The organism is Geothrix campi (assembly GCF_024609265.1).
Taxonomy (GTDB): domain Bacteria; phylum Acidobacteriota; class Holophagae; order Holophagales; family Holophagaceae; genus Geothrix; species Geothrix campi.
In genome coordinates this window covers 737,020-753,156 of the sequence record NZ_JANHMP010000001.1, presented here as the reverse complement: position 1 = coordinate 753,156, position 16,137 = coordinate 737,020, and the positions used below count along the sequence as shown (strand labels likewise).

18 protein-coding genes are annotated in these 16,137 nt (G+C 68.5%); 5 read left to right on the top strand and 13 right to left on the bottom strand.

Annotation, left to right across the window (positions count from 1 at the left end; translation table 11 throughout):
* The 4 genes from rpoN (at position 1) to NOV65_RS03605 (ending at position 3,302) form a co-directional block, all read left to right on the top strand.
* Complete coding sequence (gene rpoN, locus NOV65_RS03620) at positions 1-1,566, top strand: RNA polymerase factor sigma-54 (RefSeq protein ID WP_257304425.1); 1,566 nt, start codon at positions 1-3, stop codon at positions 1,564-1,566.
* Between the two features lie 71 nt (positions 1,567-1,637).
* Complete coding sequence (gene hpf / locus NOV65_RS03615; protein WP_257304423.1) at positions 1,638-1,961, top strand: ribosome hibernation-promoting factor, HPF/YfiA family; 324 nt, start codon at positions 1,638-1,640, stop codon at positions 1,959-1,961.
* Positions 1,962-2,034: 73 nt separating this feature from the next.
* Complete coding sequence (locus NOV65_RS03610; protein WP_257304422.1) at positions 2,035-2,199, top strand: hypothetical protein; 165 nt, start codon at positions 2,035-2,037, stop codon at positions 2,197-2,199.
* Positions 2,200-2,201: 2 nt separating this feature from the next.
* A complete protein-coding gene (locus NOV65_RS03605) occupies positions 2,202-3,302 on the top strand; it encodes a CofH family radical SAM protein (protein WP_257304420.1) in 1,101 nt (366 codons plus the stop codon).
* Between the two features lie 48 nt (positions 3,303-3,350).
* Here NOV65_RS03605 and NOV65_RS03600 read toward each other — a convergent pair whose 3' ends face one another.
* Positions 3,351-4,295, bottom strand: a complete 945-nt coding sequence (locus NOV65_RS03600; RefSeq protein WP_257304418.1) for an ion channel — start codon at positions 4,293-4,295, stop codon at positions 3,351-3,353.
* 120 nt (positions 4,296-4,415) lie between these two features.
* Here NOV65_RS03600 and NOV65_RS03595 point away from each other — a divergent pair, with 120 nt between their 5' ends.
* Positions 4,416-4,958 (top strand): GreA/GreB family elongation factor, encoded by a 543-nt coding sequence (locus tag NOV65_RS03595; RefSeq protein ID WP_257304387.1) that lies wholly within the window; start codon positions 4,416-4,418, stop codon positions 4,956-4,958.
* A gap of 12 nt (positions 4,959-4,970) precedes the next feature.
* Here NOV65_RS03595 and hisG read toward each other — a convergent pair whose 3' ends face one another.
* The 12 genes from hisG to NOV65_RS03535 all read right to left on the bottom strand — a co-directional run bounded on the left by hisG (position 4,971) and on the right by NOV65_RS03535 (position 16,023).
* Positions 4,971-5,621, bottom strand: a complete 651-nt coding sequence (gene hisG, locus NOV65_RS03590; protein ID WP_257304386.1) for an ATP phosphoribosyltransferase — start codon at positions 5,619-5,621, stop codon at positions 4,971-4,973.
* Positions 5,622-5,869: 248 nt separating this feature from the next.
* Complete coding sequence (locus NOV65_RS03585) at positions 5,870-6,856, bottom strand: ATP phosphoribosyltransferase regulatory subunit (RefSeq protein ID WP_257304384.1); 987 nt, start codon at positions 6,854-6,856, stop codon at positions 5,870-5,872.
* Positions 6,856-7,503: a bifunctional phosphoribosyl-AMP cyclohydrolase/phosphoribosyl-ATP diphosphatase HisIE gene (gene hisIE / locus NOV65_RS03580; protein ID WP_257304382.1), complete on the bottom strand. Its 648-nt coding sequence runs from the start codon at positions 7,501-7,503 to the stop codon at positions 6,856-6,858. Before hisIE ends, NOV65_RS03585 begins: the two co-directional genes overlap by 1 nt.
* Before the next feature lies 1 nt (position 7,504).
* A complete protein-coding gene (gene hisF, locus NOV65_RS03575) occupies positions 7,505-8,257 on the bottom strand; it encodes an imidazole glycerol phosphate synthase subunit HisF (RefSeq protein WP_257304379.1) in 753 nt (250 codons plus the stop codon).
* Positions 8,257-8,970, bottom strand: a complete 714-nt coding sequence (locus NOV65_RS03570) for a 1-(5-phosphoribosyl)-5-[(5-phosphoribosylamino)methylideneamino] imidazole-4-carboxamide isomerase (protein ID WP_257304377.1) — start codon at positions 8,968-8,970, stop codon at positions 8,257-8,259. The genes hisF and NOV65_RS03570 overlap by 1 nt, the downstream gene beginning before the upstream one ends.
* 13 nt (positions 8,971-8,983) lie before the next feature.
* The gene (gene hisH / locus NOV65_RS03565; protein WP_257304375.1) at positions 8,984-9,625 is read right to left on the bottom strand and encodes an imidazole glycerol phosphate synthase subunit HisH; all 642 of its coding nucleotides are present in this window, start codon (positions 9,623-9,625) and stop codon (positions 8,984-8,986) included.
* Positions 9,622-10,206, bottom strand: coding sequence for an imidazoleglycerol-phosphate dehydratase HisB (hisB, locus tag NOV65_RS03560; protein WP_257304373.1), 585 nt, complete (start codon positions 10,204-10,206; stop codon positions 9,622-9,624). Before hisB ends, hisH begins: the two co-directional genes overlap by 4 nt.
* On the bottom strand, positions 10,203-11,978 hold the full coding sequence (locus NOV65_RS03555) for an aminotransferase class I/II-fold pyridoxal phosphate-dependent enzyme (RefSeq protein WP_257304371.1): 1,776 nt from the start codon (positions 11,976-11,978) through the stop codon (positions 10,203-10,205). Before NOV65_RS03555 ends, hisB begins: the two co-directional genes overlap by 4 nt.
* Positions 11,979-12,060: 82 nt before the next feature.
* The gene (hisD, locus tag NOV65_RS03550) at positions 12,061-13,398 is read right to left on the bottom strand and encodes a histidinol dehydrogenase (protein WP_257304369.1); all 1,338 of its coding nucleotides are present in this window, start codon (positions 13,396-13,398) and stop codon (positions 12,061-12,063) included.
* A gap of 61 nt (positions 13,399-13,459) precedes the next feature.
* Complete coding sequence (gene lpxC / locus NOV65_RS03545; protein WP_257304367.1) at positions 13,460-14,380, bottom strand: UDP-3-O-acyl-N-acetylglucosamine deacetylase; 921 nt, start codon at positions 14,378-14,380, stop codon at positions 13,460-13,462.
* 124 nt (positions 14,381-14,504) lie between these two features.
* Complete coding sequence (locus tag NOV65_RS03540) at positions 14,505-15,209, bottom strand: IspD/TarI family cytidylyltransferase (protein WP_257304365.1); 705 nt, start codon at positions 15,207-15,209, stop codon at positions 14,505-14,507.
* Positions 15,178-16,023 carry an SPOR domain-containing protein gene (locus tag NOV65_RS03535; protein WP_257304363.1) on the bottom strand — a complete coding sequence of 282 codons (846 nt, stop codon included), beginning with the start codon at positions 16,021-16,023 and terminating at the stop codon, positions 15,178-15,180. Before NOV65_RS03535 ends, NOV65_RS03540 begins: the two co-directional genes overlap by 32 nt.
* Between the last annotated feature and the right edge of the window lie 114 nt (positions 16,024-16,137).

Genomic DNA, 16,137 nt, shown 5'->3' with positions numbered 1-16,137 from the left:
GTGGCCGGCCCCTTCCTCTCCCAGCGCCTGGCCCAGAGCCAGACCCTTGCGCTCACGCCCGCCATGCAGCTGAAGCTCAAGCTGTGGCAGATGAACCTGCAGGAGCTGTCGCAGACCGTCGAGCGGGAGCTCGAGGAGAACCCCCTCCTGGAATTGGCCGACGACGGCGACGAAGTGCCCTCCCTCGAGGCCATCGAGGAGGGGCGCGAATCCGATGTGACGGAGGGTTCCGCCGACCAGACCGCTGACAGCATGGAACTGCCCGAAGGGGTGGACACGGTGGATCTGGGACCGATGCTGGATGCGGCGGGCGAGATGAACCCCGAAAGCGATCTGGAGAAGTTCACAGAAGAAGGCGTGGCCCAGGTTCAGGAAACCGAATTGGGCGCCGAGAACAGCTGGGATTCGGACCTGCCCCGGACCAGTAACCTGCCGGAGGAGGATCGGTTCTCCTGGGAGGATCGCCTCAGCGCTTATGAGTCTCTCCAGGACCACCTGGTGGGCCAACTCTACGAGACCTTGGAGAACGATGATCCCCGGGCGGCCCTGGTGGAGCGGCTGATTGACCGGCTCGACCCGAAGGGTTTCCTGCGGCTTGATCCCGACCAGCCCTCCGTGGAGGCCACCCCGGCTGCCCTGGCGGCGGATCTGGGCGTCACGGAGGAGGCGTTGCGCGCAGCCCTGGACGTCCTCCAGGAGTTTGATCCCTCCGGTGTGGGCTGTTTCACGGTGCAGGAGAGCCTGCTGCTCCAGCTACGGCATGCGGGCGCCGAGCCCGACGATCTGGCGGTGCGCATCATCCAGGACCATACGGCCCAGGTGGCGCAGCGGGACAGTGCCAAGCTGCGTCGCGCCCTTGGCTGCACCGACTCGGAACTGTGCGTGGCCATGGACCAGCTCAAGCACCTCAACCCCTCGCCTGGCCGGGCCTTCGATCCCGAAGGCGAACGCGTGGTGAAGCCGGACGTGGTGGTGCTCAAGGGCGAGGATGGCAACTGGAAGATCTACCTCAATGACGAGGGCCTGCCCCGACTCAAGGTGAATGGCGACTACCAGCGGTTCCTGGCGTCCAGCGACGCCAAGGCCGACAAGGACTTCATCCGGGAGCGCTTCCGCAGTGCCCGGGATTTCATCCGGGGCGTGGAGGACCGGAACCGCACTGTCCTGCGGGTCTCGGCCCAGATCGTAGAACTCCAGAAGGAGTTCCTCGAGCATGGCATCGAGCGCCTGCGGCCCATGGTGCTGCGCGACGTGGCGGAGGCCACGGGATTCCACGAGAGCACCATCAGTCGGGTGGTGAAGGCCAAGACCATCCACACGCCCCAGGGGCTCTTCGACTTGAACTACTTCTTCTCGGCACGTCCCAAGGATTCGGACGTGTCCGCCACCGTGGTCAAGCACCGCATCAAGGCGTTCGTGCAGGCAGAGGACCCTGCCAAGCCGCTGTCCGATGAGGCCATCGCCGGCCTGCTCGAGCGGGACGGCATCAAGGTGGCCCGGCGCACAGTGAACAAGTACCGCGAGGAACTCAAGATTCCTCCAGCCTCCCAGCGTCGGCGCCGCTAACAGGGTTGAGGCCCCTTCCAGACGCTGGATCCATGATTTCCGGGCCGCCCGGCCCCTTTCAGGAGTGTCCCATGAAGGTCCACTACACCGGCCGCCACGTGGAGCTCACCGAGCCCCTCAAGCAGTTCACCAAGGAGCGACTGGACAAGATGGCCACCTATCTGGACGACATCATCGACGTCCACGTGATCATGGCCGTGGAGAAGCACCGCCACGAGGCCGAGATCACACTGAAGACCCGCGCCAGTGCGTTCGTCGCCTCGGCCACCACGGACGACATGTATACGAGCATCACCCAGGCCGTGGAGAAGCTGGACGTGCAGGCGCACAAGCACCAGGGCAAACGCAACTCCCGCCCCCACGAAAGTGCCAAAGCCGGCGCCGTCGAAGAGTAGTCATTGCGTGTTTTCCGATCAAAGGCGGCCCATCCGGGCCGCCTTTGATATCCTTGAAGGTCCGGAGTCCGCCATGCCCGATCCCACCCATCTCTACGCCCCGAAGACCAGCACCGAGCCCACGCAGATCTGCGAGAAGTGCCGGAACCCCTACACGTTGGATCATTTCCAGCACGGCGTGGAAGGCCAGGAATGCGTCTGCCGCCGCTGCCTCCAGGTCATGGGGTACAAGGTCTAGACATGCTGAGGACCGTCGAAACCCCCGAGGCGATCCTGGAGGGCATCCTCCAGGGCCGTCGGATTTCCGCCGCCGAAGCACTGCTGCTCATCGAGCGGGCGGAACTGCCCGACCTCGCCGTGGCCGCCACCGCCGTTCGGGATCGCCACAATGATCCCAGGCGGGTGAGCTACGTCATCGACCGCAACGTGAACTACACCGACATCTGCAATGTCTACTGCACCTTCTGCGCCTTCTACCACAAGCCCGGCGACACCCGCGGCTACGTGCTCACGAAGGAGCAGCTCAAGCAGAAGGCCGAGGAGACCAAGGCCATCGGCGGCACGGGCTTCCTGCTCCAGGGTGGCGTGAACCCCGACCTGCCCTGGGACTACTACCTGGATCTGGTGCGCTACCTCCACCACGATCTGGGCATCTGGGTCCATGGCTTCTCCCCAGTGGAGATCCAGATGATGGCGAAACTGAGCGGCCAGACGCTGGGCAAGACCATCGCCGACCTCCGCGAAGCGGGCCTGGGTTCCATTCCGGGCGGCGGCGCGGAGATCCTGGTGGACCGCATCCGCAAGAAGATCGCACCCCTCAAGGGCGGTCGCGAGAAGTGGCTGGAAGTGATGGAGGCCGCCCACGAGGAGGGCGTGAAGACCACGGGCACCATGATGTTCGGCATCACGGAGACCCTGGCCGAGCGCATCGAACATTTGGAGGCCCTGCGCGATCAGCAGGATCGCGCCCTGGCACGGAACAATGGCGGCGGCTACACGGCCTTCGCCGCCTGGCCCTTCCAGAGTGGCCACACGCCCTGGGAAGGCAAAGTGCCCAAACCCACGGATGTGGAGTATCTCCGTACCATCGCCATCGCGCGCATCTTCCTCGACAACTTCGCGCACATCCAGAGCAGCTGGGTCACCATGGGCCGCAAGACCGGCCAGCTGGCCCTCCACTACGGCTGCGACGACATGGGCAGCCTCATGCTCGAAGAGAACGTCGTCAGCGCCGCGGGCACCTGCTACAGCGTGAACAACGACGAGATGACCCGCATGATCCGCGCAGCCGGCTACGAACCCTGGCAGCGGGACAACATCTATGGCGAAGTCCTGGGCTGAGCCCCTCTCAAGGATCGGGCGGGTCTGGCTCCCGCCCCGGTCTGACGATCAGCCCCGGTGGACGGGAGCCAGGTCCTCCAGCGCGTCCAGGTGTTCCACGTCCATCTCGGTCATGCCGTCCGGCCCGATGAAGGCCATGGGCTTGAACCGGGCCCCCCAGCGGACTTCATCGGCGGTGTAGGACGTGCGGGCGTAGATGGTCTGCGAGAAGGTGTCGTCGAAGGCCTTGATGAGCACGATGAACTCCGCCTTCGCCTGGCGGAGGTCCGCCTCCGTCAAACCGAACAGGGGGCTGGTCTCATCAATGGGGTGCACGACCGTCCAGTTGGAGGGGAACAGGTGGATTTTCGGACGCTCCAGGGGCAGCAGCATGAAGCGCCGGGTGGGCGAGGTCGGATCCTGGAGGGAGAGGCTCACGGTGGCCTCCACCTCGATAAGCTCGTTGCTGCGCATGTTCACGAGACGGAACATGAAGCCGGTGAGACCCTGGTAGGGGGCCATCACAGCCGGGTTGCTGAACCGCAGGCACGCCTGAGGCCGGGAGAACCGCCCGTAGAGGAGGCCAGTGGCCAGGGCGAAGCTCAGGAGGCCCAGGAGGGACTCCAGCGCAGCGGCCGTGTTGGCGAGGAACCCGTGGGGGCTGATGTGGCCATAGCCCACCGTGGTCAGAGTCTGGGCGCTGAAGAAGAACGCATCCTGCAGCCGCTCCCGGAATGCCATGCCCCCTTGGCGGGTGAACTGCTCCATGCCGATGCCCAGGTAGATCAAGGCGAAGACGGCATTGGTGGCGAGGAAGGCCAGGAACAGCAGTCCCAGGAAACGTCCCCAGCTCATGGTGATGAGGTGGTGGTAGACGTCGTAGGGACGGAAGCGCGGCAGGCCCATGCGGCGGACGTTGAAGGAGCCGTCCTTGTTGACTCCGCGTTCGCGGCCGGCCTGGAGACCCAGCCCCAGGTCGTCATCGATGGGCGTTCTGCGGAGGTGGGGAATCATGGCGTCCTGAGGATGGGAAATCCCTGAGTGTAGCCTCCAGGGCCGGTCATGGGAGTCCGGGGCTTGATCTGGGCTGGCCGCAGGACTCACCATGGGCTGCGACCTTCCGGGGACGCACCCATGGATGTCCACCCCAATCAATTTCAGAGCGACACGGTGAATCGAGCCTTCATCAAGGATCCGGATGACGCGGGGCGGCCCGAAGCCTTGCCTGACCGGCCCCAGAGCCCCCACACGAACTACGTGACGCCCACCGGGTTGCGGCAACTGCAGGACATGAAGGAGGACCTGGAGGCCCACCAGAGCCGGCTGCTGGCGGAGGGCAAGCTCGCCAACCCCCAGGAGCTGGCCGTCGTCCAGCGCGACCTGCGCTACTACCAGGAGCGTCTGAACCGCGCCGTCCTGGTGGCCTCCGACGGCAAGCCGAAGAACCGCGCGCATTTCGGGGCCGCCGTGGAGGTCTGCGACGAAGCCGGCGTCATCACGACGTACACCCTCGTCGGCGAGGACGAAGCCGATCCCTCCCGGGGCAAGGTCAGCTGGGTCTCGCCGCTGGGCGAGGCCTTGCTGAATGCCGAATCTGGTGATGAGGTCGTGTGGTGGCGGCCCGCCGGGACGATGCGCCTGGAGATCATCAGCGTCCGCCCAGGCGCATCCGGATGATCTGCGCCTGATCTACGCCTTTGTCTTCAGGGCGCCGAGCAGCATGTCCGCCAGGGGGCGGATGCGCCCGGGTTCGCTGAGGTAGGCGCCGCGGGCGGCGACGAGGCGGGCGGAGGAGCGGCCGAGGACGGCCGTTTCCACAAGGCCATGGGCCTTCAGCGTGCCGCCGGTCTGCACCAGATCCACGATGGCGTCCGCCAGACCCAGCAGTGGGGCCAGTTCGGCGCTGCTGCTGAGGGGCACCAGCTCGGCGGTGAGCCCCTCGCGGGTGAGCCAGGCCTCAGTGGCCTTCGGAAATTTGGTGGCCAGGCGCAGGTGCGGCCTGGTGCGCAGCACGTCCAGGGTGACGCCGGCCTTGGCGCAAAGCGACAAGCGGCAGGCGCCAAAGCCCAGGTCCGCCAACTCCAGCAGGTCCATGTCCATCTCATCCAGCGTGTCCGAGCCCACGATGCCGAGCGAGGCCACGCCGGCGGCCACGTAGCGGGGCAGGTCCGCGCCCTTGAGGAGCAGCGCCGCCACGCCGGGGGTGGCGGTGGGGATGCGGAGCACCCGGGACTTCAAAGCCGCGGCGTCGAGGGCGAGCGGCGTACCCGCCAGCTTCGGCACCAGTTCGTCGCCGAGACGGCCCTTGGGGAAGGCGATGAGAAGCGTCGAGTGCGTCATTTAGGAGTGTCTCCAAGTAATGGGTGGGGGCTGCGCTGGGGCGCCAGCCGAGGGAGGCCAGGAAGGCGACGAAGGCCTTGGTGGTGCCAAGGACGAGGAGCCTGACGCAGCATCCCGACGGCTGCCGCCCCAGCCCGAAGGGTTGATGGCAAAGGGCTCCCATGCTGCGTCACCGGGCTTGAACGGTGAACCCGCACCGCCCTGCGCCCACTTCCTTGCCTGGAAACCCTTTGCCATCAACGCAGCCCCTATCGATTACTTGGAGACACTCCCTGTTCCTCGAAGAGGTCGGGCCGGGTGGCGGCCAGGTCGAGCAGGCGGGACAGCCGGACGCAGAAGCCGGCGGCCTGCCAGGGGCGGCCCAGCCCCGGGAAGAGGCGGTCGTAGCGCCCGCCGGCCGCCAGCTCCTGTTGGGCACCGGGGGCCCAAAGACGCAGGGTGGGGCCGGTGTAGAAGTCGAGGCCGGCCACGTCCGCCAGGTCCACGCGCAGCTCCAGGTTGGGCGGGAGGATGGGCAGCAGGGCCTTGAGGGCCCGGTCCATGTGGCTCCGCTCTTCCTCCAGCAGGCTCGCATAGGGGCTGGCTTCCAGGGCCGCCAACGTCCCCGGGCCGTCGAGTTCGGAGAGCAGGGCTTCGGCGTGGGCCGACAGCCGTTTGGCGGAAGGATGGCCGTCGAGGGCCTCGCGCACCCGATGGGGTGCGCGACGCGAGAGGGCGGCCACCACCGCGTACGCCAGCTCGCCGAACAGTCCTTCCGCTTCCAGGGGGCGCCGCACCAGGGCCGCATTGCCCAAGTGCAGGATGGCGCTCTTCAGGCCCAGGAGGCCGGGGATGGCCATGAGCATGCGCGCCAGTTCCACGTCCGCTTCCGCGGCGGGCTCACCCTCCGGTTGGATGCGCTCGCAGCCCACTTCGAAGCGCTCCACCGCCTCCCAGGGCTGGACGGGTCGCCGGAACACCGCGCCCGCATAGGCCACGCGGTCCGGCGGTGTGGGGAAGCTGCGGGCCAGGAGGCCCGCCAGAGCCACCGTGAAGTCCCAGCGCAGGGCCACCAGCTCGTCGCCATCGAAGAAGCGCAGGGCGCCCTCGGGTACGGCTTCGCGCAGGACGAGGGAGGGGTGCAGCTCGCGGTAGCCGTGAGCCTCAAGCAGGCCCATGAGGGCCCCTTCCCAGCGGCGGAGCCGGGCGGCCGAGCCGAAGAGGAGGTCGGGGAAGTGGGGCGTGCGGACGGCCATCAGGCGGGTCCTCCCGTACGGTCGGCGTGACGGTGGTGGAGCACCTCCACCACGTCCAACAGGCTGGCGCCGCGTTCCAGGAGGAGCAGGTCCAGGTGGAAGATCAGGTCCGCGGCCTCGCCCAGGAAGGCCTCGCGATCATCGTTCTTGGCGGCGATGACGACTTCTCCAGCCTCCTCCACCACCTTCTTGGCGATGCGGTCGACCCCCTGGGCGAAGAGCTTCTGGGTGTAGCTGCCGTTCAGGTCCGCCAGCGCCTTGCGGGATTTCAGCAGCGCCTCCAGGCGGCCCAGCCAGGGCAGGGTGGCAGGCCTGGGGGGCGTCTCGGGATGGCCCTCCGGATCAGGGTCGAAGCAGCTTTCCGTACCGCGATGGCAGCTGGGGCCTTCGGGATCGGCCACGATGAGCAGGGCGTCCGCGTCGCAATCCGGGAGGATCTGCACGAGGCGGAGCCGATTCCCGCTGGTCTCACCCTTCACCCAGAGCGATGCGCGCGAGCGGCTCCAGAAGGTGACGAAGCCGGAGTCGAGGGTGCGCTGGAGGGCCTCGCGGTTGAGCCAGGCCATCATGCGCACCTCGCCGGTGCGGTCCTGCACGATGCCGGGGATGAGGCCGGCGGAATCGAACTTCAACGCAGCTAGGTCCATGTCAGATCCGTATGGAGATGTCGTTCTGGGCCAGATAGGTCTTGAGGCGGGGAATGGGCAGGATGCCCTCGTGGAAGAGCGTGGCGGCCAGCACGGCATCGGCGCCATGCTCCAGGGCCTCCAGAAAGTGGATTTCGAGTCCCGCGCCACCGGAGGCGATGAGGGGGATGGGCAGTTCCGAGGCCAAGTCCAGCAGGGGCAGGTCGAAGCCGTCGCCGGTACCGTCACGATCCATGGAGGTGAGCAGGATCTCGCCCGCCCCGAGGTCGTTGAGCTCCCAGAGCCAGTCGATGGCCGACCGTTCCGTGGGTTCAGTGCCGCCCTTCAGGTAGACGCGCCAGCCCAGGTCGGCATCGCGCTTCACATCCACGGCCGCCACCACGCACTGGCGCCCGAAGGCGTTCGCGAGTTCGCAGACCAGATCCGGCCGCAGGGCCGCGGCGGTGTTCACGGCCACCTTGTCCGCACCGGAACGCAACAGGCTGCGGGCGTCCTCCACGCTGGAAACACCGCCGCCCACCGTGAAGGGGATGCTCAATTCCCGGGCCACGTCGCGCACCCAGGCCTCTCGCGTGCCGCGGTTTTCCAGAGAGGCCGCGATGTCGAGGAAGACCAGCTCGTCCGCGCCTTCCAGGTCGTAGCGCCGGGCCAGCTCCACAGGAGATCCGAGGTCGCGGAGCTCCTTGAACTGGACGCCCTTCACGACACGGCCCTTCTTCACGTCGAGGCAGGGGATGATGCGCTTGGCGGGCATCAGGCGCCTCCTGCCAGGGCGGCGCGGGTGCGCGGATCGTCCAGGGGGATGAAGCCCTCCATGAGGGCCTTGCCGCTGATGGCGCCCACCACGCCGGGCAGCGCCTCCAGGGCCGGGAGGTCCGATAGACCCTTCACGCCGCCGGAGGCCTGCACCTGGAAACCCTCACGGGCCACCCAGGCTGCGGCCTCCAGGCCGGGACCCTCCAGAGTGCCATCTCGGCTGACGTCCGTGACGAGCGCCCGATCGAAGCCCAGCATGAGCAGGGCCTCGAAGACATCCGTGGAGGCGCAGGCGCTGGGGGCCTGCCAGCCGCGAGTGACGATGCTCTGGCCCTTGAGGTCGAGGGCCGCGACGATGCGATCCCCAGGCAGACCCCGGAGGGCCGAGGGCTGCTCCACGGCCAGGGTGCCCACCACGGCGTCGAAACCCAGGGCCAGCACTTCCTCGATGGATGTGCGGTCGCGCAGGCCGCCGCCCAGCTGGAAGCGTACCTGGGGGAAGCGGGCGGGGAAGGTGGTGAAGGCCCCCTGGCGGGGCTCGCCGAAGGCGCCATCCAGGTCCACCAGGTGGATGCGCCTGGCCCCCGCCGCGATCAGGTGCTCGACCCAGCCCTCGGGCGTGAAATCGTAGAAGGTGGCTTGGGCGCGGTCGCCATGGCGAAGGCGGACCAGACGGCCCTGCAGCAGGTCCATGCTCGGGATCAATTGCACAACGCCTCCCAGGTCAATTGCATGGTGCCTCCGGAGTGGTCGCGGTGGCGCCCATCCAGGCCAGGGTCGACTGCAGCAGCAGGAGGCCGGTGGGGCCCGATTTCTCGGGGTGGGGCTGGAAGCCCAGGACCTTTCCCCGGGCCTCGACGGCAGCGAAGGGACGTCCGTGGTCAGCCAGGTAGACGGTCTCGGCCGCGGGTTCCAGGGCGTAGCTGTGCACGAAGTAGAGCCAAGCTCCTTCGGGATCCGGCAGGGCCGGATGGGGAGAGGCTTGGCGCACCTGGCTCCAGCCCATGTGGGGAACCTTCACGCCGGGTCCCAAACGGCGCACGATGCCCGGGATCAGGCCGAGGCCCGAGGCGCGGGGGGCCTCCTCGCTGCCTTCGGCCAGCAACTGGAGGCCCAGACAGATGCCCAGAAGGGGGCGGCCCTCTGCCACGAGTTCAGGCAGCAGGCGCCACCAACCACGTTCCTGCAGCGACCTCCGCGCGGACTCGAAGTGCCCCACGCCCGGCAATACAATGGGACCGGACTGCGCCACCTGCTCAGGCGAGGCGGCCCGGACATACGGCAGATCCAGGCGATCCAGAGCCCCTTCCAGCGAGGCCAGGTTCCCGGCCTCGTAATCGATGAGGGTGATGAGGCCGGCGCTCATGCGGACAGGGTCCCCTTGGTGGACGGCACGCCGCCGCCTTCGGTGCGGGTGGCCTGGCGCAGGGCCTTGGCCAGGGCCTTGAAGAGGGCCTCGACCTTGTGGTGCGTGTTCACACCGCGGATGAGGTCCGCGTGAATGGCCAGGCCGCCGCGCATGGCCAGGGCGATGAAGAACTCCCGGACCATCTCCACCTGGAAGCCGTCGCCGAGGACGACCGGCGGCAGGTCCGCGTGGAACTCGCACCAGGGGCGGCCGGAGAGGTCCACCACGACGCGGGCCAGGGCCTCGTCCAGAGGTATGTAGGCGTGGGCGAAGCGGGCGATGCCCGCGCGGTCGCCCAGGGCGGACTTCAGGGCGTCGCCCAGGCAGAGGCCCACATCCTCCACCAGGTGGTGGCTGTCCACGGGCAGGTCGCCGGTGGCCTCCACCTCGAGGCCGAAGCCGCCGTGCTTCGCGAGCTGCATCAGCATGTGGTCGAAGTAGCCCAGGCCCGTGCGGATGCGGGCTTCACCGCCGTCCAGCGAAAGGCTCATCTTCACCTGGGTCTCGGCGGTGGCGCGGGTCAGGGTGGCGGTTCTCATGGCAGCTCCTGGGTCAGCGTGGGCAGCAGGTCGCGCAGGGTTCCGGACTCGGCATCCTCGGCCGCGGCGAAGCGGGCCCGGTCGGGACCCAGGGCCGCGAAGCGCCAGGCCACCTCGGGTTTCAGCCCGGCGGCGGCGCGCAGGCAGCGCGCGTCGTCCACCGTGTCTCCCGCGAAGACGACCTCCTCCGCCCGAAAGGCGTCCGCCAGCTGGAGCAGGCCCGCGGGCTCGGGCTTGCGAAGGTGGGGCGCCGCATCGCAGACCGCGGGCAGCGAAAAGCCCAGCACCTTCCAGGCCAGATCCAGTTCTTCGGGCGGACGCCCGGTGAGCACCGCCAGCTCCCAGCCCGTGGCCTGCAGCTCGGCCAGATCCACCAGGGGGCGTTCCAGGCGGATGGTGTCCGCGTAGTGCTTCTGCACCACGACCTGCGCCGCGGGCTCCAGGGCCTCCATCCGCGCGTCGAGCTCCGGGAAGCCGCGGCCGTCCGCCGCTTCGATCACGGGCCGGAGGTCCATGTCGCCGTGGATCTCGGCCAGGGCCAGGGCGCCCGCTGCGAGACGGAAGTCATTGTTGTAGCCGCCCAGGCGCTTGAAGGCGCGGTAGGCCTCGTCGGACCAGGGCAGGGCGGGACGCAGCTCCGCCAGGGCCCGGGCCACGGCCTCCAGGAAGCTGCGGTCGGCGTCGATGAGCACGCCGTCGATGTCCAGGACCAGCAGGCGCCGGCGCAGTCGTGGCGCAGGCCTCGGCAATGCCGCGCCCAGGGCCGCGGCCACGCGGGTCGTGTCCGGTTCCGTGCCGATGGTGAGCCGCGCGGCGCCGGTGCCGGGCAGGCGGCGCACCTTGATGCCCTCGGCTTCCAGCGCATCCGAGGGATCCGGCGTCACATGGATGAAGTTGCCGGCGCTGGGGGCGGCGGTGTGGGCCGGCAGGGACGCCTTCAGGGAGGCCGCCAGGCGGTCGCGCCGCTCCGGCAGGGCCCGCACGGCGGGCTCGAAGGCCGGGGCGAAGTCCAGGGCCACATCCAGGGCCTCCAGGCTGGCGGCGGGAATGGAGTAGGGCAGCTGCAGGGTGGCGAGCTTCGACACCAGGGCCGGGTCGCCCAGCAGGTAGCCCAGGCGCCAGGAGGCGGAGGCCAGCGCCTTGCTGAAGGTGCGCAGCAGCACCACGTTCGGGTAGCGGTCCACGGCCAGGCGGTGGGTGGCCGGGGCGAACTCCGCATAGGCCTCATCCATCACGATCAGTGGCGGTTCCGGTCGGGCTGCGGCCGCCGCCAGCAGGGGTTCCAGCTCCTCCGGCGATACCCAGGCGCCGGTGGGATTGTTGGGCAGCGTCAACCAGACCTGACGGCAGTCCAGGGACTCGAACCAGGGCTCCAGCGGAAAGCCCGTGCCCTGAGGCACCTTGCACACCTGGCCGCCGTTCCGGCGCACCAGCATGGGGTAGAGGCTGAACCCCGGATCTGGAATGGCCACGGTGTCGCCGGAGCTGAGGCCCGCCATGGCCACCAGGTCCAGGAGGGCGCCGCTGGAGGGCCCCAACAGCAGGCCGCCTTCGGGGGCACCCATGCGCTTCCGCAGGCGCTCGGTGAGTTCCTCCTGGCGCTCGGGGTAGAGGTTGAAGGGCAGGGTGCGGAGCCGCGCCAGCAACGCCTCGCGGGCTTCCGCGGGCCAGTCGGAACCCGCCTCGTTCATGTGCAGGCGGAGGCCGGTGGGCGGCTCAGGGGGGCGCCGGTAGGCGGGCAGGTCGGCAAGGTCGGGTCGGAGGAGGGACATGGGCAGCTCGGGATGAGGGTAGGAGGAAACCAGGCCTCTTGGGAGAAGAAGCGGATCGGAGCGCTCGGCGGAGAGACGCTCCCTAGGGGTGGTGATGGCCGCGCAGACCGGCGCTGCGGCCGTGGTGGGTGAGGCCCTCGGCCTCGGCCAGCTTCTCGACCCAGGGCGCCATGGCGGCGGCATCGGCGGGGGAGAGCCGCAGCAGGCTCTGGCGCTTGAGGAAGGTCGCCACGCCCAGGGGGCTGGTATAGCGGGCGCTGCGGTCTGTGGGCAGCACGTGGTTGGGCCCGGCACCGTAGTCGCCGAAGGCCTCGGCGCTGGCGCTGCCGATGAAGACGGCGCCGGCGGTGGTCAGCGAGGGCAGCCAAGCCTCGGGATCACGGACGCAGAGCTCGAGGTGCTCGGGCGCCCAGGCCTGGGCCAGGGCGATCGCCAGGTCGCGCTCCGCGCAGACCAGCCGTCCGTGGGTGCCCAGGCTCTGCTCGAGGATGGTGCGGCGGGGCGAGGCGGCCACGCGGGTCTGGAGTTCGCCTTCCACGGCTTTGAGCAGGGCGCGGTCGGCGCTCACCAGCACGGCGGCGGCGTCGGGATCGTGCTCGGCCTGGGCCATCAGGTCCTCGGCCAGCCAGGCGGGGTCGGCGCTGGCATCGGCGAGCACCAGCAGCTCCGTGGGACCCGCCAGGGCATCGATGCCGCAGGTGCCGATGAGCTGGCGCTTGGCCTCGGCCACGAAGCGGTTGCCGGGACCGGCCACGAGGTCCACGGCGGGTTCTCCGAAGGCCAGCCAGGCCAGGGCCTGGGCGCCACCGAAGGGGTAGAGTTCTGTGAGGCCCAGCTCTGCGGCACAGGCCAGCACCAGGGGATCCACGCCCCAGGCGCCAGGCAGGGTGGGTTGGGGTTTGGGAGGTGTGACCCCCACGATGCGGGCCACGCCGGCCACCTGGGCGGGAATCACGGTCATGGCGAGGGTGGAGGGATAGAAGGCGCGCCCGCCGGGGATGTAGACGCCCGCGGTCTTCAGGGGGCACCAGCGTTCGCCCACGGTGCCGCCGCCGGGCAGGGGCAGCTCCAGGTCGCGCAGGCAGCCGCGCTGACCCTCCGCGAACCGGCGCACATTGGCGATCATCTGCCGCAGGGCGGCCATGAGCTCAGGCTGGCGGCGATCCAGGTCGGTGCGGGCCGCTGCGAGGGCGGATCCGGGAATGCGCAAGGCCGAGGGGTCGAGGCTCACACCGTCCAGCCGCGCCGTCCACTCCAGCACGGCCTTCAGCCCGTCCCGGCGCACGTCCGCCAGGATGGCCATCACAGCCTTCCGCGTCGCGTCCTCCGTCTCCCCATTCCGCGCCAGCGCGGCCACCCACCCGGGCACGTCCGCCCGGTTCGTCAGGTCATGGCTGGAGATGAAGTAACACCTGTGCACCTCAAGGGCGAAGGATCAAGCCTGCCAGCTTCGCGCGTGGACCACAAGCACTCGATCGAAATCAGGCTGGCTGGGCGGCGATGCTGAGATCGGAGGGCTGGAAGAAGAAGCGCACATTGGTGGGCTCGGCGTCCTCGGTCCACTCCCAGCAGCTGGGATCCGCCAGGATGGCCTGGGCGAGGGCGACGTGCAGGGCGTGGCCGGCGGCGTGGGCTTCCACGAGGCCCAGCAGGGGGGCGCCGAGGAGGGCCAGGTCACCCACCAGATCGAGCATCTTGTGGCGCACGGCTTCATCTTCGAAGCGGAGGGACTCGTTGAGGGGGCCGTCGGCACCGAAGACCACGGCATTGTCCAGGCTGCCGCCCAGAGCGAGGCCGCGGGCGCGCATCATATCGATCTCCTGGGCCAGGCAGAAGGTGCGGGCCGCGCCCAGCTCCCGGCGGTACTTCTCCGGGGTGAGGGTCAGCTCGCGGCTCTGGCGGCCCAGGGCGGGGATGGGGAAGTCGATGACGTAGCGCAGGCGCAGGCCATCGTAGGGAAGGGCGCGGATCCAGCGGTCGCCGTTCCGGACTTCCACGGGCCGGGTGATCTTCAGGAAGCGGCGGCGGCCTTCGAGGGCCTGCGTGCCCGCCTGCAGGATGGCGTCCACCCAGGGGGCGGCGCTGCCATCCAGGATGGGCAGTTCCTCGGCGTCCACTTCGATGCGGAGATGCTCGATTTCCAGGCCGCTGAGGGCCGACAGCAGGTGCTCGATGGTCTGGAGGCGCACAGCATCCTTCACCAGGGTGGTGGCCAGCACCAGATCGCCCGCCAGATCGGCCTTGGCCGGAATCACGGTACCCGTGGGCGTGTGGACAAAGACGAGCCCGGAGGGCTCCGTCACGGGCACCAGCCTCACCGAACAGGGGCGGTTGCCGTGCAGGCCATGGCCCGAGATCGTGATCTCGCGGCTCAAGGTCTGGGGCGTGGTGCTGCGGGGCATGGTTCGTCCTCGCAGATTCGTAAGCCAGTATTGTGCCGTTTTTCTACTCGAATCATTTCATTATTTGAGTAGTGATGGAAAAGGGTTGGATGTGGGTTCATCCACCACACACCGTGGTCAGGGGTCAGCGCGGCTGGGTACGTTCCCAGTCTTCGGGGGTGGTGAGCTTCAGGTTGGAGCTGGGGCTGGGAATCACCTTCACCGTAAGTCCCAAGCGTTCCAGCAGGGCCACATCATCCGTGGCACTGAAACCCGCGGCGTCGGCGGCCTGGAAGGCATGGAGCCAGGTCCCCAGGCGCGCGATCTGGGGAGTCTGGGCCCGGAAGAAGGATTCCCTGGGTTCGGTGCCGAGCACGCGTCCATCGGCATCCACCCGCTTGAGGGTATCGGTGGAGGGTTCGCCGAGGAGGACACCGTCGAATCGGTTCAGGGCCTCCAGGGCCTCCCAGAGCGGGGCGGTGGGAGGGAAGGGGCGAACGGCATCGTGGATCATCACCGGAGCCAAGGGCTGGTCAGGCAGAGCCCGGAGAGCTGACCAGACCGAGGTTTGCCGCGTTTCCCCTCCCGGCACCACCCAGCAGGGCGCGCTGAAGGACCAGGAGCGGGTTTCCTCCAGGTGGCTCTCAGGTACGGCGAGGGCGATACCTGCAAGGTGGGGCATGCCCGGGGCCAGAAAGGCTTCCACCGTGGCCTGGAGCAGGGGGCGGCCGCCCCAATCCCTGAACTGCTTGGGCAGGCCGCCACCCATGCGCAGGCCCCGCCCCCCGGCCGGGATGACCAGGAAGGGGCGCAGGGGTTCAGCGCTGGCGGGTGATGAAGGGTTCGACACCGCGGTCCTTGAGGAGCTTGGCGAGCTGTTCGGCCGCCTGCTCAGCATCCTGGCGGGTGGTGTAGCTGCCGACCCGGACCCGCTTCACAGCCAGACCGCCGCGAGTGGTGGCGCCCTGCAACGTCACCACGCCGAAGGTGTTTTCAAGTTCGCGCGTAAGTGACTCGATGTTCTTGGGATCGGAAAGCGCAGCCACCTGAACGACGAAGGGGTCCATGTGATCCATGGCCGGATCCAGGGCGGTGGGCAGGCCCATGGCGTCCACAGAGCGGAGACGGACCCGCGTGGTGCCTCGGCCCAGGAAGCCCAATTCCTCGGCGCCGCGTTTGGAGAGGTCCAGCATGCGCCCCTTGATAAAGGGGCCGCGATCATTCACCCGGAGGACGGTGCGTTTGCGGTTTTCCAGGTTTTCCACCTCGACGAAGCTGCCGAGAGGCAGAGTCCGGTGGGCACAGGTGAACTGCTCGGGATCGAAAATTTCACCACTGGCCGTTGGCCGGCCAGCGAATCCGTCATCATTGCCGCCGTACCAGCTGGCCACGCCCTCTTCGACGTAGGCCTGTCCATCAGCGGCCAGGGCGCCATTGCGGGACCCGGTGGCTGGCGTCACGTAGGTCGCGGGAGGCCGGGTGCAGTGGAGGGTGAAGCTGAGGGCCACCAGGGTGGCTACCCGGGGGGTGCTCCAGCGCATGAGCCTGAGAACCCCGCCCTTGCCTGGATCCACCGGAGTTGGAGGGTCGAATGCGACATGGATCTCGTGGATCCAGAGCGCGCAGGCCTTGCTCCAATTGGTGGGATGGAAGGGTGACAGCATCGGACTCCACAAAGATCATCAGGTCACGTTTAATGGACCAGCTCGTATACATATAAAGTATGGCGGAGCCTAGCCCTTTTGTAAAGGATCTTAAATTGCAATGGGAATATGTGC